The sequence below is a fragment of the Enterovirga sp. GCM10030262 genome (assembly GCF_042666435.1).
GTDB lineage: Bacteria > Pseudomonadota > Alphaproteobacteria > Sphingomonadales > Sphingomonadaceae > Allosphingosinicella.
Genome location: NZ_JBHTDC010000001.1, coordinates 1687316 through 1710522 on the forward strand (window position 1 = coordinate 1687316; position 23207 = coordinate 1710522).

Annotated in this window: 22 protein-coding genes and 1 tRNA gene; 10 read left to right on the plus strand and 13 right to left on the minus strand. The window is 66.1% G+C overall.

What is annotated here, in order from left to right; genetic code table 11:
• Positions 1-105: 105 nt before the first annotated feature.
• From ACFQRC_RS08155 to ACFQRC_RS08165, 3 genes are all read left to right on the plus strand, one after another.
• The gene (locus ACFQRC_RS08155) at positions 106-1017 is read left to right on the plus strand and encodes a VacJ family lipoprotein (RefSeq protein ID WP_379959865.1); all 912 of its coding nucleotides are present in this window, start codon (positions 106-108) and stop codon (positions 1015-1017) included.
• 126 nt (positions 1018-1143) lie between these two features.
• Positions 1144-1419, plus strand: a complete 276-nt coding sequence (locus tag ACFQRC_RS08160) for a hypothetical protein (protein ID WP_379959868.1) — start codon at positions 1144-1146, stop codon at positions 1417-1419.
• 112 nt (positions 1420-1531) lie between these two features.
• Positions 1532-1750 (plus strand): hypothetical protein, encoded by a 219-nt coding sequence (locus ACFQRC_RS08165; RefSeq protein ID WP_379959871.1) that lies wholly within the window; start codon positions 1532-1534, stop codon positions 1748-1750.
• Between the two features lie 67 nt (positions 1751-1817).
• Here the strand turns inward: ACFQRC_RS08165 and groL are convergent, their stop codons facing one another.
• Together groL and groES are read right to left on the minus strand one after the other, a co-directional pair.
• A complete protein-coding gene (gene groL / locus ACFQRC_RS08170; RefSeq protein WP_379959873.1) occupies positions 1818-3464 on the minus strand; it encodes a chaperonin GroEL in 1647 nt (548 codons plus the stop codon).
• A 109-nt stretch (positions 3465-3573) separates the two neighbouring features.
• Positions 3574-3861: a co-chaperone GroES gene (gene groES / locus ACFQRC_RS08175; RefSeq protein WP_379959876.1), complete on the minus strand. Its 288-nt coding sequence runs from the start codon at positions 3859-3861 to the stop codon at positions 3574-3576.
• A gap of 253 nt (positions 3862-4114) precedes the next feature.
• Between groES and sppA the strand changes: the two genes are divergently transcribed.
• Entirely contained in the window at positions 4115-5986 is a 1872-nt protein-coding gene (gene sppA, locus ACFQRC_RS08180; protein ID WP_379959879.1) for a signal peptide peptidase SppA, read from the plus strand.
• 3 nt (positions 5987-5989) lie between these two features.
• Here the strand turns inward: sppA and ACFQRC_RS08185 are convergent, their stop codons facing one another.
• Positions 5990-6613 carry a trimeric intracellular cation channel family protein gene (locus ACFQRC_RS08185; protein WP_379959881.1) on the minus strand — a complete coding sequence of 208 codons (624 nt, stop codon included), beginning with the start codon at positions 6611-6613 and terminating at the stop codon, positions 5990-5992.
• Positions 6614-6964: 351 nt separating this feature from the next.
• Here ACFQRC_RS08185 and ACFQRC_RS08190 point away from each other — a divergent pair, with 351 nt between their 5' ends.
• Both ACFQRC_RS08190 and ACFQRC_RS08195 read left to right on the plus strand, forming a co-directional pair.
• On the plus strand, positions 6965-7234 hold the full coding sequence (locus ACFQRC_RS08190) for a hypothetical protein (protein WP_379959883.1): 270 nt from the start codon (positions 6965-6967) through the stop codon (positions 7232-7234).
• Positions 7235-7417: 183 nt separating this feature from the next.
• On the plus strand, positions 7418-7939 hold the full coding sequence (locus ACFQRC_RS08195; protein WP_379959885.1) for a TIGR02281 family clan AA aspartic protease: 522 nt from the start codon (positions 7418-7420) through the stop codon (positions 7937-7939).
• Positions 7940-7943: 4 nt separating this feature from the next.
• On the opposite strand, the gene ACFQRC_RS08200 is transcribed toward ACFQRC_RS08195, so the two are convergent.
• Positions 7944-8852 (minus strand): DMT family transporter, encoded by a 909-nt coding sequence (locus tag ACFQRC_RS08200; RefSeq protein ID WP_379959887.1) that lies wholly within the window; start codon positions 8850-8852, stop codon positions 7944-7946.
• On the minus strand, positions 8849-9850 hold the full coding sequence (locus ACFQRC_RS08205) for a threonine aldolase family protein (RefSeq protein ID WP_379959889.1): 1002 nt from the start codon (positions 9848-9850) through the stop codon (positions 8849-8851). The genes ACFQRC_RS08200 and ACFQRC_RS08205 overlap by 4 nt, the downstream gene beginning before the upstream one ends.
• 134 nt (positions 9851-9984) lie before the next feature.
• On the opposite strand from ACFQRC_RS08205, the gene ACFQRC_RS08210 reads away from it, so the two are divergent.
• Positions 9985-10398, plus strand: a complete 414-nt coding sequence (locus ACFQRC_RS08210; protein ID WP_379959891.1) for a PilZ domain-containing protein — start codon at positions 9985-9987, stop codon at positions 10396-10398.
• 10 nt (positions 10399-10408) lie between these two features.
• On the plus strand, positions 10409-10747 hold the full coding sequence (locus tag ACFQRC_RS08215) for a PilZ domain-containing protein (protein WP_379959894.1): 339 nt from the start codon (positions 10409-10411) through the stop codon (positions 10745-10747).
• Positions 10748-10792: 45 nt separating this feature from the next.
• Here the strand turns inward: ACFQRC_RS08215 and ACFQRC_RS08220 are convergent, their stop codons facing one another.
• From ACFQRC_RS08220 to ACFQRC_RS08230, 3 genes are all read right to left on the minus strand, one after another.
• Positions 10793-10951, minus strand: coding sequence for a hypothetical protein (locus tag ACFQRC_RS08220; protein ID WP_379959897.1), 159 nt, complete (start codon positions 10949-10951; stop codon positions 10793-10795).
• A 236-nt stretch (positions 10952-11187) separates the two neighbouring features.
• Positions 11188-11262, minus strand: a tRNA-Thr gene (locus ACFQRC_RS08225).
• Between the two features lie 338 nt (positions 11263-11600).
• Positions 11601-13394 carry an aminopeptidase P family protein gene (locus ACFQRC_RS08230; RefSeq protein ID WP_379959900.1) on the minus strand — a complete coding sequence of 598 codons (1794 nt, stop codon included), beginning with the start codon at positions 13392-13394 and terminating at the stop codon, positions 11601-11603.
• Positions 13395-13465: 71 nt separating this feature from the next.
• Between ACFQRC_RS08230 and ACFQRC_RS08235 the strand changes: the two genes are divergently transcribed.
• Positions 13466-15520, plus strand: coding sequence for a S9 family peptidase (locus tag ACFQRC_RS08235; RefSeq protein ID WP_379959903.1), 2055 nt, complete (start codon positions 13466-13468; stop codon positions 15518-15520).
• Positions 15517-15909 carry an acyl-CoA thioesterase gene (locus ACFQRC_RS08240; protein ID WP_379959905.1) on the plus strand — a complete coding sequence of 131 codons (393 nt, stop codon included), beginning with the start codon at positions 15517-15519 and terminating at the stop codon, positions 15907-15909. Before ACFQRC_RS08235 ends, ACFQRC_RS08240 begins: the two co-directional genes overlap by 4 nt.
• Positions 15910-15957: 48 nt before the next feature.
• On the opposite strand, the gene ACFQRC_RS08245 is transcribed toward ACFQRC_RS08240, so the two are convergent.
• From ACFQRC_RS08245 to ACFQRC_RS08265, 5 genes are all read right to left on the minus strand, one after another.
• Positions 15958-16590 carry an esterase/lipase family protein gene (locus tag ACFQRC_RS08245; protein WP_379959908.1) on the minus strand — a complete coding sequence of 211 codons (633 nt, stop codon included), beginning with the start codon at positions 16588-16590 and terminating at the stop codon, positions 15958-15960.
• Between the two features lie 40 nt (positions 16591-16630).
• Positions 16631-17890 carry a serine--tRNA ligase gene (serS, locus tag ACFQRC_RS08250; RefSeq protein ID WP_379959910.1) on the minus strand — a complete coding sequence of 420 codons (1260 nt, stop codon included), beginning with the start codon at positions 17888-17890 and terminating at the stop codon, positions 16631-16633.
• Between the two features lie 19 nt (positions 17891-17909).
• Complete coding sequence (locus ACFQRC_RS08255; protein WP_379959912.1) at positions 17910-19733, minus strand: gamma-glutamyltransferase family protein; 1824 nt, start codon at positions 19731-19733, stop codon at positions 17910-17912.
• Positions 19734-20133: 400 nt separating this feature from the next.
• Entirely contained in the window at positions 20134-21618 is a 1485-nt protein-coding gene (locus ACFQRC_RS08260; protein WP_379959914.1) for an amidohydrolase family protein, read from the minus strand.
• Between the two features lie 108 nt (positions 21619-21726).
• Positions 21727-23163 (minus strand): amidohydrolase family protein, encoded by a 1437-nt coding sequence (locus ACFQRC_RS08265; RefSeq protein ID WP_379959916.1) that lies wholly within the window; start codon positions 23161-23163, stop codon positions 21727-21729.
• Positions 23164-23207 lie beyond the last annotated feature (44 nt).

The window sequence follows — 23207 nt, forward strand, 5'->3', positions numbered from 1 at the left end:
TATAAAGATATCTTTATATGACGGTCAAGCTGCTTGTGACCTTGCTGCACTTTGGCCGCTGTGGCACGGCTTTAGCTCCCCGCCGACGCGAGAAAGGTGCCCAATATGCGCGCGATCCTAGCTCTTCTTATGGTGGCGACGCTGAGCGCCTGCGCCACAACGGGGAGCGGCGGGCCGCTTGCCGAAAGAGATCCCTACGAAGGATTCAATCGCGGCATGTGGGCGTTCAACCAGGCCGTCGACACGGTCGCCATCAAGCCGGCGACGACCGTCTATCGGACAGTCACGCCGAAACCGGCGCGGCGCGGACTCGGCCGGGTGCTCGCCAATCTGTCGGAACCCTTCTCGTTCATCAATAATCTGCTCCAGGGCAAGCCGGATCGCGCCTTCAACTCGCTCGGCCGGTTCCTCATCAACTCGACCATCGGGGTGGGCGGCCTGGCCGATCATGCGACCGATCTCGGCCTGCCGGCGACGCCAGAGGATTTCGGCCAGACGCTCGCGGTCGCCGGCGCCAAGGAAAGTCCCTATCTCGTCCTCCCCCTGCTCGGACCGTCGACGGTGCGCGACGCGGTCGGGACCGCCGTTCAGCTGGTCGCTGACCCCGCGAGAATCGTCCTCAATCAGGAATTGTCGAGCACCCAGGAATATGCCGTCACCGGCGCCCGGGTCCTGGACGGGCGATCGGGGCTGATCGAAGGCGGCGCGGATGCGGTGCTCGAAACCAGTGCCGATCCTTATGCAACCGCGCGGTCGGCCTATTTCCAGCGGCGCGACGCGGAGATACGCGACGAGGAAGGGGGAGACGCCACCCTGTCGCCTGAGGAGGAAGACCGGTTGCTGAACGAGGCGCTGGAGCAGGATTCGATCCAGCCGGAGGCGGCGCCGGAACAGGAAGATCAGGTTCCCAAGGACAGCATCCGGCCGGAGGAAAGCCCTTCCGGGCCCGAAACGGCCTTACTGGACATCTTTCCTTCAAATGTGCTTAGGGAGGATTCGGTAAGCGGAGGGGATTAACAACTAAAACAGTAGACATACTGCTGTGCCTCCACTAGACCGCCCCACCGCTGGAATGCATGGAGGACAGTCCTCCGGCGCCTCGCCCAGCATGAACGATTACCCCAATAGGGAGGGAAATTGCCCGTGAAGAAAATTGCTCTGACGATCGCCGCCGTTGCCACGCTCGGTCTCGCCGCCTGCAATGGCGCCTCGGACGAAGTCGCCAACGACACCAACACCGCCGTGACCGACATGGACGCGACCACCGACGCCGCGCTGACCGACGTCAACGGCGCCGCCACCGATGCGGCCGCGATGAACGCCGCCGACGCCGCGCTCGACAATGCTGCCGCTGCCGCCGAGAACACGGTTGAGGCCGTCGAGAACGCCGCCGATGCGGTCGAAGCGAACGCTCAGTAAGCTTCTCTCTCGCAGCGATAGAATCGGGGTCGCGCGCCATGAGGCGCGCGGCCCCTTTCTTTTGTCCGTGTTCGGCTTAGGCTTGCGCGCCTGAATCGAGCGGAGGGCTGGAATGAGACTGGTGGCGGGATGGGCGGCGCTGGCGCTGCTGGTGGCATGCGACAGCGACGCGGGAAGCGGCCTCAGCGCCGAGGAGAATGAAGCGCTGAACGAGGCCGCCGCGATGCTCGACGCCGCCGCGGCCGGCGAAGGAAACATGGCGGCTCCCGAGTCCGCCGCGGAGACTGGTGACGTGTTGGTCGCGGACGAGGCTGCGACCAACAGCCAGTAAAACGAGCAAAAAAAGGGCCGGGGAGTCGCCTCCCCGGCCCTTCTTGCGTGGGTCTGGTCGGCGGGACTTAGAAGTCCATGCCGCCCATGCCGCCCATGCCGCCGCCGCCGCCCATGGGCATGGCCGGCTTGTCTTCGGGCAGCTCGCTCACCGCCGCTTCGGTGGTGATGAGCAGGCCCGCGACCGACGCCGCGTCCTGGAGCGCGGTGCGGACGACCTTGGTCGGGTCTATGACGCCGGACTGGACGAGATTCTCGTAGACCTCGGTCTGGGCGTTGAAGCCGAGCGTCTGGTCCTCGCCGTCGATCAGCTTGCCGGCGACGACGGCGCCGTCATGGCCCGCATTCTCGGCGATCTGGCGCAACGGCGCCTGAAGCGAGCGACGGACGATGTCGATGCCCCGGGTCTGGTCGTCGTTGAGGCCGTTGAGGCCGTGCAGCGCCTTGGTGGCGTAAAGGAGAGCCGTGCCGCCGCCGGGGACAATGCCCTCTTCGACCGCCGCGCGGGTGGCGTGGAGAGCGTCGTCGACGCGGTCCTTGCGCTCCTTGACCTCGACCTCGGACGAGCCGCCGACCTTGATCACGGCGACGCCGCCGGCGAGCTTGGCAAGGCGCTCCTGGAGCTTCTCCTTGTCATAGTCGCTGGTGGTGTTCTCGATCTGCTGGCGGATCGCCTCGACCCGGCCCTTGATGGCGTCGGCTTCGCCGGCACCGTCGACAATGATCGTGTTGTCCTTGTCGATGGTGATCCGCTTGGCCTGGCCGAGCATGCCGACGGTGACGGTCTCGAGCTTGATGCCCAGATCCTCGGAGATCATCTCGCCCTTGGTCAGGATCGCGATGTCCTCGAGCATCGCCTTGCGGCGATCACCGAAGCCCGGCGCCTTGACCGCCGCGACCTTGAGGCCGCCGCGCAGCTTGTTGACGACGAGCGTGGCGAGAGCCTCGCCCTCGATGTCCTCGGCGATGATGAGCAAAGGACGACCCGACTGCACCACGGCTTCCAGGATCGGGAGCATCGCCTGCAGGTTGGAGAGCTTCTTCTCGTGGATCAGGATGTAGGGATCCTGAAGCTCGACCTGCATCTTCTCCGGGTTGGTGATGAAGTAGGGCGAGAGGTAGCCGCGGTCGAACTGCATGCCCTCGACGACGTCGAGCTCGAATTCGAGGCCCTTGGCCTCCTCGACGGTGATGACACCTTCCTTGCCGACCTTCTCCATCGCCTCGGCGATCTTCTCGCCGACGACGGTGTCGCCATTGGCCGAGATGATGCCGACCTGAGCGATCTCGTTGGATCCGGAGACGGGCTTGGAGCGGGCCTTGAGATCCTCGACCACCTTGGCGACGGCGATGTCGATGCCGCGCTTCAGGTCCATCGGGTTCATGCCGGCCGCGACCGACTTCATGCCCTCACGGACGATCGACTGGGCGAGCACAGTGGCGGTGGTGGTGCCGTCGCCGGCGAGGTCGTTGGTCTTCGATGCGACCTCGCGCAGCATCTGCGCGCCCATATTCTCGAACTTGTCCTTGAGCTCGATCTCCTTGGCGACGGTGACGCCGTCCTTGGTGATGCGGGGGCTGCCATAGCTCTTGTCGAGGACGACGTTGCGGCCCTTGGGCCCCAGGGTCACCTTGACCGCGTCGGCGAGGATGTCGACGCCGCGCATGATACGCTCACGGGCATCGCGCGAAAAGCGAACGTCTTTCGCTGCCATTTGTTTTCTTCCTTCTGTTTTGAAGCGTCATCCCAGCGAAAGCTGGGATCTCACTTCCTTGACTGTTGAATAGAAAAGAGATTCCAGCTTCCGCTGGAATGACGGTTGGTCAGCCGACGATCCCGAGAATGTCGCTTTCCTTCATGATGAGAAGATCCTCGCCGTCGATCTTGACCTCGGTGCCCGACCATTTGCCGAACAGGATCTTGTCGCCGGCCTTGACCTCGAGCGGGTGGATTTCCCCCTGCTCGTTGCGCGCGCCGGTGCCGACGGAGATCACTTCGCCTTCCTGCGGCTTTTCCTTGGCGGTGTCGGGAATGATGATCCCGCCGGCCGTCTTTTCCTCGGCCTCTACGCGGCGGACGAGCACCCTGTCATGGAGCGGACGAAAATTCATGCGTCACCTTTCTGCTGTGGACGGCCGCCGCCGCTCGAAGGAGCAGCCGGGCCGGTCGCGGATTAAATACCCTGTTAGCACTCAATAAGGGCGAGTGCCAATGACGCGGATTTAGTCCGGGGCCGTCGGGGGTCAAGGGCCTCCCAGACAGATTTTTCCTCCGACGCGCAACCGCGTCTCGCCGGAGCGACGCATTTACAGGCTCCCGCGAGTGGCCTAGCTGCCGGGTAACGGAATCTCGGACGGGACAAACATGCGTTTTCTGGGCAAGGCGTGGCGGCTGCTGGTGGGCGTGAAGGACGGGCTGGTGCTCGTTTTCATGCTGCTCTTCTTCGGCCTGCTCTATGCCTTGCTCTCCGCCACGCCTTATGCCGGCAGTGCCGACGAGGGCGCCCTTTTGCTCGACCTCGGTGGCGCGATCGTCGAGCAGCCGGTCGAGACCGATCCGCTGGAAATCGTGTCGGGATCCTCGCTGATACGCGAATATAGGCTCCGCGACGTCGTCCACGCGCTGGAGACGGCGGCGACCGACGACCGGGTGAAGGCCGTCGCCCTCGATCTCGACATCTTCCTGGGCGGCGGCCAGGCCGGCCTGGCGCGGATCGGCGACGCGATCGATGCCGTTCGCAGGGCCGACAAGCCGGTCATCGCCTACGCCACCGGCTATAGCGACGATGCCTATCAGATCGCCGCCCACGCCTCCGAAATCTGGCTCAACCCACTGGGCGGCGTCCTCATCACCGGTCCGGGCGGAGCCAATCTTTATTATAAGGGCCTGCTCGACAAATTGGGGGTCACCGCCAATGTCTACAAAGCCGGAACCTACAAGGCGGCGGTCGAGCCGTACACGCGCACCGACATGTCGCCCGAAGCGCGCGAGGCCGCCGCGGCGGTGGCCGGGGCGCTGTGGGAGAATTGGCAGGACGATGTCCGGCGCGCGCGTCCCGGGGCGCGGCTGACCGATTATGTGAGCGCCCCGGTCGACCGCATCGCCGCCGCCGACGGAGACATGGCCAAGGCGGCGCTGGCGGCCGGGCTGATCGACAGGATCGGCGACCGCACGGCCTTCGGCAGGCGCATGGCCGAACTGGTCGGGGCCGATGAGGAAGACCTTCCCGGCAGCTACAAGGCGATCGACTATGACGCCTGGGTGAGCGCGAATCCGGCGGGGAGCCCGAGCGGCCAGATCGGAGTCGTCACGGTCGCCGGCAGCATCATCGACGGCCCGGCCGAGCTCGGCACTGCGGGCGCCGAGACCATCGTGGAGAATCTGTACGGAGGCCTCACCGAGAACGACCTGAAGGCGCTGGTCGTGCGGATCGATTCGCCGGGGGGATCGACCCTGGCATCGGAGCGCATCCGGCAGGCAGTGCTCGACGCCAAGGCGAAGGGGCTGCCCGTGGTCGTCTCGATGGGATCGGTCGCGGCGAGCGGCGGCTACTGGATCGCCACGGCCGGCGACCATATCCTCGCCGAGCCCGAGACCCTTACCGGCTCGATCGGCGTGTTCGGCATCCTGCCGAGCTTCGAGGGCGCGCTCCAAAAGCTTGGGCTCGGCGTCGACGGCGTCCAGACCACGCCGCTCACCGGCGAACCCGACCTATTGCGCGGGCCGTCCGACAATGCCGACCGGCTCGTCCAGATCGGCGTCGACAGCACGTATCGCCGCTTCATCGGTCTGGTCGCGGCGGCGCGAAACATGCCGGTGGAGCGGGTCGACGCGATCGCGCAAGGGCGGGTGTGGGACGGCGGCAGCGCGCGCCAGCTCGGCTTGATCGACGGCTTCGGCTCATTGGACGACGCCATCGCCGAGGCGGCGCGGCGCGCGAAGCTCGATCCGGAATCCGCCGAAGCTGTGTGGCTCGAGCGCGAGCCGAGCTTCTTCGAATCCCTGTTCACCAGCACCGCCGGCGGCGGCGAGGTCGCCGGCGCGCGCGATATGTTCAGCCGTCACGCCGCGACGCCCGAATGGCGGCTGATGCGCGCGCTAAGGGATATGCGGCAGATCCTCGCCGGGTCCGCCATCCAGGCGCGCTGCCTGGAATGCCCGGCGACGATGACCCCGCTGCCGCCGGCCGAGCGGGCGACGCTCGGCGGATGGCTGGCGGGCCTCCTCGCCGGCTGAGCGTCAGCGGCGGTAGGAGGGGAGCGACCAGCCCTTGCGGATCGCCGCGCCGCGCACGGCGAAACCGGCGACCGCCGCGAGCGCGCCTGCGATCGGGCTGGGCAGGCCGAGCAGCAGCAACCCCACCATGAGCGCCGCCGAAAGCGCCGCGGCGGTCACATAGAGTTCGGGCCGCATCAGGATCGACGGCTCGCCGCTCAGCACGTCGCGGATGATGCCGCCGACGCAGGCGGTGAGCACTCCCATCCCCAGCGCCGGCAGCGGCGCGATGCCGTAAGCGAGGCCCTTGGCGGCGCCGAACGTGGCGTAGGCGGCGATGCCGAAGGCGTCGAGCCAGAGCAGTGCGCTGCCGCGCCACACGCGCTCGGGCAGGAACCAGACGATCAGCCCCGCCGTGATGCAGATGAGCAGGATGACGTTGCTCCCGACCCAGAAGACCGGCGCCCCGATCAGGAGATCGCGCACCGTGCCGCCGCCGACGCCGGTGATGACCGCGAAGAAGAGGAAGGTGACGAGCGTCTGCCGCTTCGCTGCGGCCGCCAGCGCCCCCGACAGGGCGAAGACGGCGATGCCGGCCAGATCGAGATATCCGAGCAGCGGCCCGACGGCGGCGATGCTATTGTTCATCGGCCGGCCGTACCGCGCATTCCGTGCTTATCCTCAAGCGATCTCTCCGCCCAATCCCGAAGTCCGACGGCAAGCCTTTCCATCCGCGGCAGTCAAGCCTCGGAGGGATTAAATCGCGCCACGGCGATGTCCGGCCAAGCGGACTGATCGTGGTTAAGCAAATATATTTGGCCGTGAGGGCTTCGGTTCGTCGCCCTCGGGAAACGGCTGATCGCCGCGGCTCGGGATGGTGAACGAGAGGGTCAGCGAAGGGGCAAACGCCGTCGTCGAGCGCCCCGCCCCCTCAGTGTCATGAAACTTATGCGAAACATCGCACGTTGTGCCTTCAAGTAGTATGAAAGGAGCCAGTCAATGGCGACCAGCATAATGGAAGCGCGCGGCGAGTGCATCGTCCATCGGGCCCAAGAGCGGGGCTACCATATCGTCTATCGCGAACAGGAGACCAATCATTGTCCGGGCTGCGGGCGCACCCATTGGTATATCGGACGGATGCTCGCGGAGTGCGCGTTCTGTCAGACTGCCTTGCCGCTGGACAGTTCGTCCATGGTGGCGGGCGGCCAGATCGTGCGCACCATCAGGCGTCCCGTCTTCGGCGCCCCGGAGCACGCCTTCGCGGCATAGCTATTCATCGGCTTGGGCGGAGTTGAACAGGCTCCAGCCCGCGCGCGCGCCGGCCTGTCCCCCGCCCCCCCAAAGCGGCCGGCGCGCGCAACGGGTCCCCGAAAGGGAAGGAGAAGGAGGCTTAGCGGCCTCCTTCTTTTCATTTTAACCCGCGATTAGGCGAGCGGCGTTAGGCTTCGCCCCATGGCTGAGAAGGGCCTCTTCGCGATCGTGCTGCTGGGGCTGGTCGGTTTCGCCCAGGTCGGCGAACGCATGGTCGCCATCCCGGCCCCGCCGGACGCCCTCCCGACCGCGACCGCGCCAGCCGAAACGGCGCCGGCTCCGGCCGCGATCGAACACATGCCTGGAGCCGTCACCCTTGCACGGGCGGCCGACGGACATTTCTATGTGGAGGCGCAGGTCAACGCGGCGCGCATCCGCTTCCTCGTCGATACCGGCGCGAGCGGGCTCGTGCTGACCCGTGCCGACGCGCTGCGGGCCGGCATCGGCGCGGGCGATTACGACGCATTGGCGATGGGCGCCGGCGGGCCGGTGAAGCTGATGCCGGCGACGCTGGACCGGGTCGCGCTCGGGCCGTTCGTCACCCATCATGTGGATGCCTATGTGGCGGAGGCCGGACTTCCCGTCTCATTGCTCGGGCAGAGCTATTTGCGGCGCCTCGGCTCGGTCACCATGAAGGGCGACCAGATGATCCTCGGCGATTGAGGGACTAGGTCCGCCTCGCTCGCAGCGCGATGAAAAGGCCGACGAGAGCCAGCCCGCCCCCCGCGACCGCGAGCATGGACCAGCCATAATCCTCGAACGCGGTTGAAAACCCCATCGCGATAATGGGAACAAGAAGGCTGGAATAAGCGGCCCTGCCCGGCCCAACCGCCCGGATGATCCCGAAATAGAAGGTGAAGGCGAGGGCCGAGGCGATGAGGCCGAGATAGAGAAGGCCCAGCCAGTAGCCGAGCCGGTATTCGATCACCGGCGGCCCGTAGGTCGCAAAGGCGAACAGCCCGTTGGCGATGACTCCATAGACCATGCCCCAGGCGAGCATGCTCGTGATCGGGCGCGCGCGCAGCCTTTGCGTCGCCTGCATGATGTTGGCGACGGAGGCGGAGAGAACGCCCAGGAGGGTGAGCCCGATGCCGAGAAGCACCGCGCCGGGCTCGGCGCTGCTGGCCCGCATCTCCTGCACGAACAGCAAGGCCACGCCGACCGTGGCGATGGCCGAGCCGATGAGGAAGCGGGCCGTGATCCGGTGCTTGAGGAACAGCCAGGCGAGCGCGCTGTTGGGCACCAGCAGCAGGGCGAAAACCACGGCGACGAGGCCGGAGGTGATATGCTGCTCCGCCGCATAGACGAAGTTGAAGTTGAGGAAGAATTGCGGAACGCCGAACAAGGCGGCGAGGGCGTGGCCCTCCCGCCCGATGCGCAGCGAGGTCCCCGTCGCGGCGGCCACGACGAACATCGCGGCGCCGGCGATGACGAAGCGGTACGTGACCGACCATGGCGGCGGCACCGTCCCCAGCTGATCCTTGATGACGATCCAGGTCGAACCCCAGATCAGGGTGATGACGAGGAAGGGGATGATGACGCGCGGCTGGAGAAAGGCGCTGTCGTGATCGGTCACAGCGCCGAGATCGCCTCCGCGAGCGCCTCGACATGGGCGGAATCGCTGTCCCAGCTCGTCACCAGCCGTGCCTCGCCGGGGCCCCAGGCGTAAAAGTCGAAGCCGCGCGCCCGCAGCGCCGCCGCTTCCTGGGGCGTGACTTTGAGGAACAGCTCGTTGGCCTCGACAGGCAGGACGAGACGCTCGCCCGCCGCGGCCGCCAGCCTGGCGGCGGCATCGTTGGCGGCGCGCGCGTTCCGGAGCCAGGCATCGTCCTTGAGCATCGCCAGCAATTGCGCCGCCAGGTAGCGGCCCTTGGACAGCAGATGCCCGGCCCGCTTGCGGCGGTAGAGCGTGGCGTCGGCGAGCTTTGTGTCGAAGAAGATCAGCGCCTCCGCCGAGAGCCCGCCATTCTTGACGAACCCGAAGCTCAGCGCCCTCACCCCCGCGCGCCAGGTGAGGTCGGCAGGCGCGCAGCCCAGCCGCGCCGCCGCGTTGGCGAAGCGCGCGCCGTCCATATGGAAACCGAGACCGCGTTCCTCGCAGAGCCGCCCGAGCGCCGCCACTTCGTCGGGCGTATAGACCAGGCCATATTCGGTGGCCTGGGTAATCGACAGCGCATGGGGCTGGACTTGGTGGACGTCGTTTCGAACCGTCGCCAGCAGCGCCTCGACGGTCTCCGGCGTCAGCTTCGCCCCGGCGCCCTCGGCGAGGAGCAATTTCGCGCCATGGGTGTAGAATTCGGGCGCGCCGCATTCGTCATTCTGGATATGGGCGTCGCGGTGGCAGACGATGCTGCCATGCGGCGGGCACAAGGCGGCGAGAGCGAGGGAGTTGGCGGCCGTCCCGGTCGTCACCCACAGCGCCCTGACCTGGGTTTCGAAAAGCCGGGAGAAGGCGTCGTCGAGCCGCGCGCTCCAGGCATCGCCGTCATAAGCGGTGTCGATCCGGTTGGCCTCGTCGAGAGCCTTCATCACCTCCGGACAGGCGGCGGCGGCATTGTCGGAAAAGAAGCGCATGGCCGCGCCATAGAGCCCGGCGGCGGCGCGTCAACGGGGTTGTGATCCCGCCCGGCGGCGGGCCGCTGTTTACCTCCGGTTAGTCCCCATGGTCTATTCCGACAACAAGGCTTCGACAGGGACAAAGAAACATAATGGGCGCGGAAACCTTCGGCGACGTCACGGGTAGGCGAAGCGTCAGGCGTGCCCGCGTGCTGCTGGCGGCGCGCCTGAAAACCGATAGCGGGGATGTGGACGCGCGCCTGCGGGATCTGTCGCGCAAAGGCGCGCTGATCGAGTGCAAGCAGAAGATGTCGGTCGGCGACGAGGTCGTTTTCGCGCGCGGGTCGACGGTGGTGCCGGCACGCGTCGCCTGGGTCGGCGGCGATCGGCTCGGCCTCGAATTCCTGCGCATGATCGACGAGAGCGAGGTGCTGATCCACGTCTCGCGCGTTCCGCCGCCCCAGCAGCAGCGTTTTCGCCGGCCGCGCGTGCTGAGCGAGGATCTTACCGAACAGGAACGACAGCTGGCCAGGGTCTGGGCGGTATCGGTCGGGATCAACGTGTAGGGGATAGAGGATGCTGCAAGCCAACATTCCCGGGCTGATCGGCGAACTCGCGACCACCGCGCAGCCGACGGGGCGCAAGGCGCAGCGCACCAATGTCGAGATCGGTGCCGGCCTCCGGCAACGGGGCGCGACCGGCGTGACCGTGCAGATACTCGATCTCTCGACCCACGGCTTCCGGGCGTCGACCCACCTTCAGCTGCATCCGGGCACCGATGTCTGGCTGAAGCTGCCCGGGCTGGAGGCGCTGCATGCGCGCATCGCGTGGATGGAGGGGCCCATGGCCGGCTGCGAATTCGTCCGGCCGCTGCACCCGGCGGTGCTGGACATGGTCGTGCGCCGGCCTTCCTGACGCGGGAGCCTCAGCTCCTGAAAAGGCGAGGAGCGGTTCGGTCGCTCAGTTGCTCTTGGCTTTTTTGGGTCCGACTTCCCATTCGCTGCCATAGCTGCGCATCTCGACGCCGCATTCGGCGCAGGCGCTGACATGATAGCCGCGCTTCCAGTTCGAATAATCCTTGATCGCGCGATGGCGTCCGAGCAGGCACTTGATCTTCATTCTTCACTCACCAGTGACAGGCCCCCCACGGGCGACGCTAATTGATCAAGACTCGGGCTGGCCATCGCCTGAAAAAGAGGGCGATCCTCGAGGTCTCGTACCGCCGACAGGATCCTCGTCGCTCGCAGACGACACAGCCATGTCCCTGTCTTTTGGCGGAATTCAGATGGCGACGGTTGGCACGAATGTCCAGTCTTAAACCGCCCCCGGGGCTGCATTCGACCGATCGGGGGCGATGGTGCTGCCGGTGAGGATTGAACTCACGACCTCAGCCTTACCAAGGATGCGCTCTACCACTGAGCTACGGCAGCATGCCCGGACCGCTTGGAGTGTCGGAGGGACGGGCGGCGCTATGGCCGCACGGCCGATGCAATGTCAAGGCGGCTTGCGGCAAGAGGGCGTGAACGCCTAGTCCCGGACATATGAGCAAGGCCGATGAGGAACGCGCGAGGCGCTTGGCCGAGGCGCTCCGCCAGAACCTGCGGCGCCGCAAGGCGCAGGCGCGGGGGGACAAGGCGGGTGAACCTGAAAATCGTCATTCCGGCGAAGGCCAGAACCCAAGAACACCAGATTCCTAATCTGTCCGGATACGGCTGCGTTCTTGGGTCCCGGATCAAGTCCAGGATGACGACCGATAGGCGTGGGATAACTAGAGGGGGCGGCAGACCTCCTTCAGCCATTCGAGGGCCTCGCCTTCAACGAGCGCTCCCACGATCTGGACCACCTGCTCGTGATAATCGTCGATCCAGCCGCGCTCGACATCGGTGAGCAAGGCGGTGTCGATGAGGCTGCGGTCGATCGGCGCGAAGGTGAGGGTTTCGAAGCCGAGCACGGGCTTTTCGGCGCCGGCGACGTCCAGCTCGACGACCAGCACCAGATTCTCGATGCGGATGCCATATTCGCCGGTCTTGTAATAACCGGGCTCGTTCGAACAGATCATGCCGGCGCGAAGCGGCTCGTCGCCGCCGGCCTGGCTGCTGCCGGCTGGAGAGATGCGTTGCGGCCCTTCGTGGACGGCGAGATAAGAGCCGACGCCATGGCCGGTGCCGTGGGCGTAATCGAGCCCCGCCTGCCACAGATATTGGCGCGCGAAAGCGTCGAGCTGCGTACCGCGCGTACCTTCTGGGAAGCGGGCGGCGGAAAGCGCGATATGGCCCTTGAGGACGCGGGTGAAGCGGTCGCGCATCTCGGCGGTCGGCTCGCCGACGGCAATTGTGCGCGTAACGTCGGTGGTGCCGTCGGGATATTGCCCGCCCGAATCGACCAGATAGAGCGAGTTCATCTCCAGCGGACGGTTGGTCTCCTCGGTGACTCGATAATGGACGATGGCGCCGTTGGGGCCCGCGCCCGATATCGTGTCGAAGCTGATGTCGCGCAGGTCACCGCCCTGGCGGCGAAAGTCGAGCAGCTTCGCGGCGGCCGAGAGTTCGTCGACACCCCCTTTGCGCGCCTCGACCGAAAGCCAGTGAAGGAAGCGGACAAGGGCCGCGCCGTCCCGCGCCTGGGCCGCCCGATGGCCGGCGATCTCGGCCTCGTTCTTGATCGCCTTGGGCAGGATGGACGGGTCACGTTTCTGGAGGATCTTGGCGCCCGCTTGCTCCAGCGCTTCGAAAATGGCGGCTACGGCGCGCTCGGGGTCGGCGGCGACCGTCTTCCCCTTCATCGCCGCGAGGTGGGATTCGAAATCGCGGCGTTCGTGGACGCGGACGCCGTTGCCGAGATGCTGACGGACGTCGTCGCCAAGCTTCTCCGAGGCGACGAACAGGTCGGCGGTGCCGTCGTCGTGAACGAGCGCGAAGGAGAGGGCGACGGGAGTATGATCGACGTCCTGGCCGCGGACGTTGAACGTCCAGGCGATGGAGTCGAGCGCCGAGAGGACGGCGGCGTCCGCTTTCTCCTCCTTCAGCCAGTCCGCCATCTCCTGCCGCTTGGCGGCCGACGATCGCCCCGCCAGTTCCTCGGGATGGGCGACCAGCCGCGCCTTGGAGGGCTCGGGCTGCCCGTCCCAGATTTGATCGATGGGATTGCGGCCGACCGCGACCAGCTCGGCGCCCTTGTCGGCCAGCGCCTCGCGCGCCTTCTTCACCCAGTCCCTTGTGTGCAGCCACGGATCGTAGCCGATACGGCCGCCCTCGGGCGCGCGGTCCTTCAGCCAGTCGGCGATGCTCGTGCCCGGCACCGACTGGTAGCTCCAATGCGTCCCGTCAACCTGGTCGCGGACCTGGAGTGTGTAGCGACCATCGGTGAAGATCGCCGCCTCTTGCGGAAGCACCACCGCTGAGCCCGCCGAGCCCTGGAAGCCGGTCAGCCAGGCCAGGCGCTGGGCGTAGGTGCCAACATATTCGCTCATATGTTCATCGGTCAGCGGCACGACGAAGCCGTCGAGCCGGTCGGCCTTCAGCTGTTCGCGGAGGGCGGCGAGGCGGGCTTCGTGGGTCGACATGGCAAAATCTCCGGAGGAACCTATGTGGGGAGGGCAGATAGACCAGCAGGCCGAGCACCGGAAGAGAGAGCATGACCCGAAACCCAGCCCCGCCCGTCGCCGCCCAGCGCCCCTACAGTTACGAGCAGCACGGGGTGACCATCGAGGACCCGTATCACTGGCTGCGCGACCAGAGCTATCCCAAGGTCGATGATGCCGACGTGCTCGATTATCTGAAGGCCGAGAATGCCTATTTCGAGGCGATGATGGCGCCGCATGCGGAGCTGGTCGAGACCTTGTTCCAGGAGATGAAGGGCCGGATTAAGGAGGACGACCGCTCGGTGCCCGTCAAGGACGGCGAATGGCTCTATTGGTGGGCGTTCGACGCGGGCGCGCAATATCGCAAATGGTATCGCCGGCCCGTCGCGGGCGGCGACGATCGGCTCATCTTCGACGAGCCCGCGGAAGCCGAAAGCAAGGATTATTTCCGCCTCGGCGCGATCGAGGTGAGCCCCGACGGCCGCCATGCCGCGATCATGGTCGATGATGACGGGTCGGAGCGGTTCAAGCTTCGCATCCGCGATCTGGAGACGGGCAGGGACATCGAGACGGTGACCGAAGTCGGCATTGGCGGCCCCGTCTGGAGCGCCGATTCGCGCGGAATCGTTTTTACCGAGGTCAACGAGAATTGGCGCAGCTACCGCGCCCGCTATCACCGCCTCGGCGATCCGCTCAAGGATGACATCACCCTCTATGAGGAGACGGAGGATAAGGGCTTCTCGGTCGGCGTCGGCAAGAGCCACGACCGCCGCCTCATCCTGATCGCCACGGGCGACAACAGCTCCACAGAGGTCCGCTTCGTCTTCGCCGAAGATCCGGCGGCGCCGCTCACCCTCGTCTCGCGCCGCCGTCCCGACCGCATCTATTCGGTCGATGCGGCGCACGGGAAATTGTGGGTGCTCGCCAATGACGAGCATATCAACTTCCGCCTCGCCGAGGCCGATCCCGCCGCGCCCGGCGAATGGACGACGGTCGTCCCCGGCTCCGACAGCGTCTACATGCGCGGAGTCACGCCGTTCCGCGACCATCTCGTCATCGAGGAGCGCGTCCACGGCCTCGACCAGATCCGCCTCCGCCGCTATTCAGGCGAAGAGCAGCGCGTCGCCTTTCCGGAGGCGAGCTACACCGCTTCGCTCGGCTCAAACCCGGAATTCGCCCCCGCCGCCTACCGGATCGGCTATACGTCGATGGTAACGCCTGTCACCGTTTACGACTATCACCCCGCCGACGGCCGGCTGGAGACGCTCAAGGTCCAGGGAATCCCCTCGGGCTACGACGCTTCGCTCTACGAGACCGAGCGGCTGATGCTCCCCACCCGCGACGGCAAGCTGGTCCCCGTATCTGTGGTTTCCAGGAAGGGCTTCCGGAAGGACGGCAAGGGCAAGCTCTACCTCTACGCTTACGGGGCCTATGGCCATGCCATCCCGCCCAGCTTCTCGACCGCGCGACTCAGCCTTGTCGACCGCGGCTTCGCCTGCGCCATCGCCCACATAAGGGGCGGCGACGATCTGGGCTATGGCTGGTTCCTGGAAGGCAAGCTCGCCAAGCGGACCAATACGTTCAACGATTTCGTGGACGCCGCCCAAGGCCTTGTGGCCGAAGGCTATGCGAGCCCCGGCCGCATCGCCATCCAGGGCGGCTCGGCGGGCGGCAAGCTGATGGGGGTTGTCGCCAATTCCGACCCGCATCTGTGGGGCGCGGTGGTCGCCGACGTGCCCTTCGTCGACGTCCTCGCCACGATGCTCGACGATACCTTGCCGCTGACACCGGGCGAATGGCCGGAATGGGGCAATCCGATCCTCGACCGGGCGGCCTTCGACCTCATCCGCTCCTACAGCCCCTACGACAATGTGAAGGCGCAGGATTATCCGCCGATGCTGATCACCGGCGGCCTCAACGACCCGCGCGTCACCTATTGGGAGCCGGCCAAATGGGCGGCGAAGCTCCGCGCCGCCAAGACCGACGACAATTTGCTGCTCCTCAAGATCAACATGGGCGCCGGCCATGGCGGCAAGTCTGGCCGCTGGGAAAGCTTGCGCGAAGTGGCGGAAGCCTATGCCTTCATCGTCACTCAGGTCGAAGGGTGACCCCCTTCGAAAAGCGGATCACCGCCGGTCCGGGCGACATCGACGAGCTCGGCCATGTCAACAACGCCGCCTGGGTGCGCTGGATACAGGATATGGCGACGGCGCATTGGAACGCCATCGCGCCGCCCGCGCATCGCGAAGCCTATATCTGGGTCGTGACCCGGCACGAGATCGACTATCTGAGGAGCGTCGGCCCCGGCGAGACGGTGACCGGGCGGACCTGGGTCGGCGGCGCGCCCAAGGGCGCCCGCTTCGACCGTCATGTCGAGTTCGTCGGCGACGATGGCAAGCCGCGCGTCAGGGCGCGCACCACATGGGCGATCATAGACAAAGCGACCGGCCGCCCGATCCGCGTGCCGCGCGCGCTGGCGGAGCCGTTCCTGGTTTAGGCATCGCCGTCATTGCGAGCGTAGCGCTCGCGCTCCTCGCAATGACGTTTATTCCTGGAACGTGCGTATCGCCTCGACGACTTTCGGATAGGCCCTGGCGCTGACCGCGAAGCCCATATGGCTGCAATCGAGCTCGATCCGGTCGTCGCTCTCGCCTTCGTCTCCGCGCGCGCAGACCGGTGCGACGATGCCGTCCCGTCGCGACCAGACCGCCAGTGTCGGCACCGGCGGCTTGAGCTCGGTCCTGACCTGGACCGGCGGTTGATCGACGGGATGGCCGGCGACCGCTTCGTAGAGCCGCCAGACATTGTTGTTGCGCGGATCCCCGGAGAAGGGCGCGCCGAGGGTCACCACCTTGGCGACGAGCTCGGGCCTGATCTTGGCGGCCTCGCGGGCGTAGATGCCGCCAAGGCTCCAGCCGACCAGGACGACCGGCCGCCCCCGGCCGAACGCCTCGATCCGGGCCGCGAGCCGCTCCAGCGTGTCTTCGCGGACGCCGCGATTCCAGCCCATACCCCAGCCGGCGACGCGGTAGCCCGCTTCGGCCAATGCGCGCTGCAGGCCCAAGGTTGTCCGGTCGGTGGCGAGAAAGCCGGGGACCACCATCAGCGGCGGGCCGTCCGCCGGTCCCCGCTCCTCCAGATGACCGAATGCGCGATAGAAGCGCGAGGCCAGCGCCACGCCCTCCCAGAGGAGCAGCCTCAGCGCGGGCGGCCGATCGTCAGAGATAATCGCCCCCCATCAGGCTCCGCAGCGCCACCGGCAATTTCACCCGTCCGTCGGCCTGCTGGTGATTTTCCAGCAGCGGCACGAGGATGCGGGGGCTGGCCAGCGCGGTGTTGTTGAGCGTGTGGACGAACCGCACCTTGCGTTCGCCGTCGCGCCAGCGGAGGTTCGCGCGGCGCGCCTGCCAGTCGTGGAGGGTCGAGCAGCTGTGGGTCTCGCGATATTTGCTCAAGGACGGCACCCAGCTTTCGATGTCGTTCATGCGATACTTGCCCAGGCCCATGTCGCCGGTCGAGGTCTCGACCACCTGATAGGGAATTTCGAGGTCGTTCAGCAGCATCTCGGCATTGGCGAGCAGCTTCGCATGCCATTCGGCCGAGACCGCGTCGTCATCCTCGCAAATCACATATTGCTCGAGCTTGTAGAATTGATGGACGCGCAGCAGGCCGCGCACGTCCCGGCCCGCGCTTCCGGCCTCGCGGCGGAAGCAGGGCGAATAGCCGGCATAGAGGATGGGAAGCGTGTCCGCCTCGATGATCTCGCCCGAATGGAGGCTGGTCAGCGCGATCTCGCCGGTGCCGGCAAGGTACAACTCGTCCTTGGGGATTTCGTACGCTTCTTCCTCATGGCCGGGGAAGTGGCCGGTGGCGACGAACGCGCTCGGCCGCGCCAGCGCCGGAACCGTCATCGTCGTGAAACCCTCGGCCGCGAGCTTTTGCTGCGCCCAGAACATGAGCCCCTGTTCCAGCAGCGCAAGCCGGCCCTTCAGGCAATATTGGCGCGAGCCCGACACCTGCGTGATGCGGCCAAGGTCAGCCCAGTCGTTCATCTCGATCAGCGCCACATGGTCGCGCGGCTCGAAATCGAACTTTGGGACCTCCCCTTCCTGCCGCACCACCGTGTTGAAGCTCTCGTCCGGCCCGACCGGCGCGCCCTCCCATGGAATGCCGGGCAGGCGCAGCATCAGCGCCTCCAGCGCGGCCGACTTCTCGGCCAGCGCCGCCTCGATCTCGCCGGCGCGGGCGCCCATCTTCTTGGCCCGGGCGCCGAGCGCCGGCCGCTCCGAAGGATCGGCGGTCTTGAAGCTGGCGCTGATTTCGTTGCGCTGGCGGCGAAGCTCGTCGACTTCGGTCTTCATCGCCCGCACCTCGCCGTCGAGGGCGAGGAGCGCGTCGACATCGACGGCCACATTCTTGTCGGCGATCGCCTTGCGGACGATGTCGCCATTCTCGCGGATGAAATTGAGGCTCAGCATGGCGCCCGCCCTAGCTTCGTCAGTAGGCGAGCGCCAGTCCATCGGCGCGCATCTCGCTCGACGCGCCATAGACGCGCTCGTCGCCATCCATGCGCCGCTCGACGCACTGGTAGCGGCCGAAGCCGCCGTCGGATTCGCCGATCGTCCAGCCCATCGCCGCCAGCGCCGCCGCCGTCCTGTCGGGCACGCCCGTCTCCAGCCGCAGCAGCCCGCGCGGCCCGAGCGTCGGATCGTCCTCGCCCATCGCCTGCGACGAGCCTTCATGGTGCCAGCGCGGCGAATCCCCCGCCGCCTGCGCGTCGAGGCCATAGTCCGCGCGGTTGATGATGATCTGCGCCTGGCCCTGCGGCTGCATGTCGCCGCCCATCACGCCGAAGGACAGCCAGGGCTGGCCGTCCTTCGTCGCGAAGCCGGGAATGATGGTCTGGAAGGGCCGCTTGCCGGGCGCATAGATGTTGGGGTGGCCCTCCACCGTCGTGAAGAGCTGGCCGCGATCCTGGAACATGAAGCCGAGCCCGTCGGCGACGAGGCCGGAGCCCATGCCGCGGAAGTTGGACTGGATCATCGACACCATCATCCCGTCCCTGTCGGCGACGGAGAAATAGGTGGTGTCGCCGCGCGACGGCGCGTCGCCCGGACGGACCTGATCGTTGATGCGATCGGGCCGGATCAGCTTCGCCCGCTCTGCGGCATAGGCCTTGGAAACCAGCCAGTCCGCGGGCACGTCGAAGAAGTCCGGGTCGGCATAATAGCGGCCGCGATCCTCATAAGCGAGCCGCTTGGCCTCGGCCTGGAGGTGGATGGAGAGCGCGGACTGGAAGCCGGCGCCCTTCAGATCGAAGTGCTCGAGGATGTTGAGCATCTGCAGGGTCGCGAGCCCCTGCGTGTTCTCGCCGATCGCATGGACGCCGACGCCGCGATAATCGGTCGAATGAGGCTGGGTCCATTTGGATTTGTGGGCGGCGAGATCGGCATAAGAGAGCCAGCCGCCGATCCGCCTGAAATAGGCGTCGATGGTGCGGGCGATGTCTCCTTCATAGAAGGCGTCGCGGCCGCCTTCGGCGATCATGCGATAGGTGCGGGCGAGGTCCGGATTACGGAAAATCTCGCCGACGCCGGGCGTCTCTCCGCCCGGCGCGAAGGTGGCGCGGGCATTGTCGAACTCCTCGATGCCCATGTTCGGCCGCGCGAAGTTCGTCATGCCGCGATTCATATAATAAGCGACGACCGGCGAGACCGGCACGCCGCCTGCGGCATAAGCGATGGCCGGCTCGAACAATTCGGCCCATTTGAGCTTCCCGTATCGGCCGTGGAGCGTCCACCACATGTCGACCGTGCCCGGCACCGAGACCGGCAGCGCGCCATAAGGCGGAATGAAGCCGTTCCTGAGGCGGCCGCGCACCGTCTCCAGAGTCAGAGAATTGGGCGAGCGCCCGGACCCGGCGATGCCGACGACTTTGGCGGCCTTTGGATCCCACAGCATCGCATAGCCGTCGCCGCCGATGCCGCAGGCGGTGGGCTCGAGAAAGCCGAGACAGGCATTGATCGCGATCGCCGCGTCGACCGCAGATCCGCCCTTGCGAAGAATGTCGATGCCGGCCAGCGTCGCCAGCGGATGCGATGTTCCCGCCGCTCCCGACCGGCCGAACACCTCGGAGCGGGAAGCGAAGCTGGCGCCGACCGGCCGATCGCCGGCCTGAACATCGGATCGCTCCCAGCGGTCGATGCCGGGCGGCTGGAAGCCGGGAAACGGCTCCGCCTCGGTCTGCGCCCCCGCCGAGCCCGCCAGCGAAAGCCCGACCGCGGCGGCCGGCAAGGTGGCCAGAAATTCCCGTCTTTCCATCACAGCCTCGCGCTCCCTGTCTGCCGTTGCGACAGGAGGTTAGCGAGATTGTCGCCCGAGGGAAGGGATGGGCGCAAAAGACTGGCGGAGACGGAGCCGCCAGCGAGATGATCTACTCCTCAGTCACACCCGATGCGAGCCGCAGATAGTCGATCGCCGTGCGATCCTGCGCTTGCTCCCAAGCGACCGTTTCTCTATGCTGACAGCGTCTCGAGCCCCAGCTTAGTCACCGGGATCGACAGTCCCAACATGATCGCGAGCAGCAGCATCGCCGCGATGCTCCGGGCTGACGCGCGCCCCCATTCTCGCGCATCGCCTGCGGAATAGAAGGTTCGGTCTGGGGGTCCCCACCCCGCCCGCTCCGCGCGGTGGAGTTCGATCTCCCGCCGATCGGCTCGGTTCAGAGATCCGAGGTTACCGAGCTTCTTGCAAAGCCCCACAGCAGCTTCAGCCAGATGTGCGGCGCGGCCGCCTGCGCGCGCGTGAACTTCAAGAGCTCGTCCAGACCCTGGCGATCGTAGAGGCGGCCGTTGAGGAAAACCGCCCGAATGCGCCGTGTGTTCGCGATGTCGACAAGGGGGTTGGCGTCGAGCAGCACAAGGTCGGCTCGCTTTCCGATCGCGATGGACCCGGAAGTCCGGTCGAGCCGGGCATAGCGCGCCGCCTCGATCGTGGCGGCCCGCAGCACCGCCGCGGGATTCAGACCCGCAGACACCATATGACCCATTTCATCGTGATAGCGAAAGCCGCCAATCGCGGTGTCCGTGCCTACAAGAACCGGCACGCCCGCCCGATACGCCTCGCCCGTCAGCCGCAAGCCATGGGCGAAATAGCCAAGAAGCGCCCTTTGCCCCCGCTGGCCTGGATATTGGGCAAGCGTGCCAGTCAGATCGTCTCGAAAGGCCCATCGCGACAATGGATCGAGATAGTCGAGACGCGGATCCTTCACGAAGGACGGATCACCGGCACGCGCGTCCTCCTCCCGGGTGACGTGGGTCGGCACGTACCAGGATCCTGCCCGGCGCATCGCGGCGAAGCTCGCCTGGCACGCGGACCGATCATGCTCGGCCACGATCGCCTCGGCAAGGCGCGTGGGCGGGACCCGATCGAGCTTCCCCCCGCGCCAGTCGGCCGCACGCCGAAAGCAGTGGCGCGCAAAGACATGGGCATGCTCGAAGCTCGATTGTCCAGCTGCATTCGCCTCGTCGAGGCTGACGGCCTTGGGCAAGTGGCCGACGAGGCGCATGTTTAGCGAGCGTGCCTCGGTGGCGGCGCGAAAATAGGCCGCGCGGGGCAGACGATTATAGACCTTCAACGCATCGATGCCGCGGCCGCGATAGTCGCGGGCGCGGGTCGAAACCTCGTCTGGCGTAAGAGCCGGGTCTTCCAGATAATAGCTCGCCACTTCCACGAAACGCGGCGCGGCCATTAACCCCCGTTCGGTGTCGGCGGACCATCGGCGCTTGTCGGCCGCACAAGCTATGAGGCTGTCACGGGGTTGAGGGCAGTCCATCATGTCGCGGACATTCGTGACGCCGTTCGCCACGAAGAGCGGGAGGTGCATCTGCGGCGACATCTGGAAGCTATGCACGTGCATGTCCCAAAAACCCGGAGTCAGGTATCGGCCTCGACCATCCACCCGGACCAGACCCGTGGTCGTCAAACGCTCGCCTATCGCTGCAATGACTCCCTCGCGAACGACGACGTCCATGGGCGGGCCGAGGGCTCCCGCTGCAACGTCGATGATCCGAACCCCTTCGATAATGTAGCCGTCCCGCCGATCGGGGAGCGGCGCCGACTTTGTCGGCCAGACCAGCGCGAAAAGAATAAGCAGCAGCAGCACACACAGGAAGCCGCCGAAGGCCTTTCCAATCGCCTTAAGCATCCAAGGTGGCCATCATATCCAGTCCGCTGACCTTTTTTCGCAATCTTGCCGCGGACCCAGGGCGGTTCGCAAACCCCATCTACGGCATTTGGCTCAACTTGCAGGCTATCATTGCGGCGCAGGCATCGGCACCTCTTTGTGGGCGGGCGTATATATCCGGCCATCCTGTAGCATCAGCCGCCCGTTGACGAAGGCAGTACGCACCTTCCTAAGCGCGTTGAAATCCTCGTCGGGATTGCCGTCCACCACGATGATGTCGGCCAGTTTTCCGGCCTCGACCGTGCCGAGCCGATCCCCCATATGCATGATCTCTGCGCTCGTCTTGGTCGCGGCGACCAAAGCCTCGGTCTTGCTGAAGCCGATCTGGGTGAAGGTTTCGAGCTCGTTGATATAGGCGCCAGGCATATGTTGGGGCCAGTTGACGACGAGGTCGAGGCCAATCCCCATCTTCACGCCGGCGCGCCGCATCTTCTGCGCCATTTCAAGGATGGTCCTCTCGTTGAGCTCAAACCGCCTAGAGGTGGAACCGAAATAGCCGCCGCTCGAGCGCGTGATGATGCGATAGGGTACCAAGGTCGGCACCGATGCGATGCCGCGCTTGGCCATCAACGCTATCGCTCCGTCGCTCCGCGGCAACGGATGTTCTATCGAGTCCACGCCCGCCTTGATCGCCATGTCGATATATTGCGTCTCGGAATCGACGGTCACCGGCAGGCCCAGCGAATGCGCCTCGTCAACGGCGGCGGTGATCTCCTCCTGCGTATATTCGCTGGCCAGCTTGATGAGGTCGGCGCCCTTGGCAAACTGGATGCGCACCGCCTCGCGCCACTCGTCGGGGCCGGATGCGATCCGGACCATCGAATTGGGATTGTCGTTGGCCCTTTCGGGATAGCCGGGCATCATCGCATGCAAGGCTGCGTGCCCGCCCGTCTGCGTGATCAGCTGGCCAGCCGTAAAGATGCGAGGCCCGGGTATTTCGCCTGCCGCCTGCAGCCTTTTGAGAACGAAGGGGGCATCGCCATGTGACGCCACATCGCGGACGCTGGTAACGCCGGACTGGAGATGGATCCCCATGCGCCGCAACCCGCGCATCGCCGACTCGGCGCCGCTGAGATGGGCGGTCGAATAGATGGTCGAGTCCGCCAAGTCCAAAAAGGTCAGGTGGGTGTGCAGGTCGATCAGGCCTGGCATCACCGTCTTGCCGGCGACGTCATAAACGAGCGCGTCGACAGGCCAGCTCGTGTCTCCCGGCTTCAGCACGGCGGTGATAGTCTTGCCCTCTACCACGACCGTCGCCGGCCGAGCGGGCGCGCCGGTACCGTCGAACAGCCGTCCGCCGACCAGCACGAACGAACCTTTGGGCGCATTGTGATCGGCAGGCACCGGGATGCGGAGCACATCGTCCGAGGTCGGGACCGACTTCGGCAGCCACTGGTCGCGGTTGTAGATGGGGCGCGAATCGGAGCCGCCGTCCTGAGCAGCGGCCGGCAAAGCGGTCATGACAGTGGCGAGCAGAAATCCTGAAAGCAATGCGGCGAATTTCATCATATCCCCTTCGTGGAAAAGGCCCGCGGCCCTGGGCCGAACGC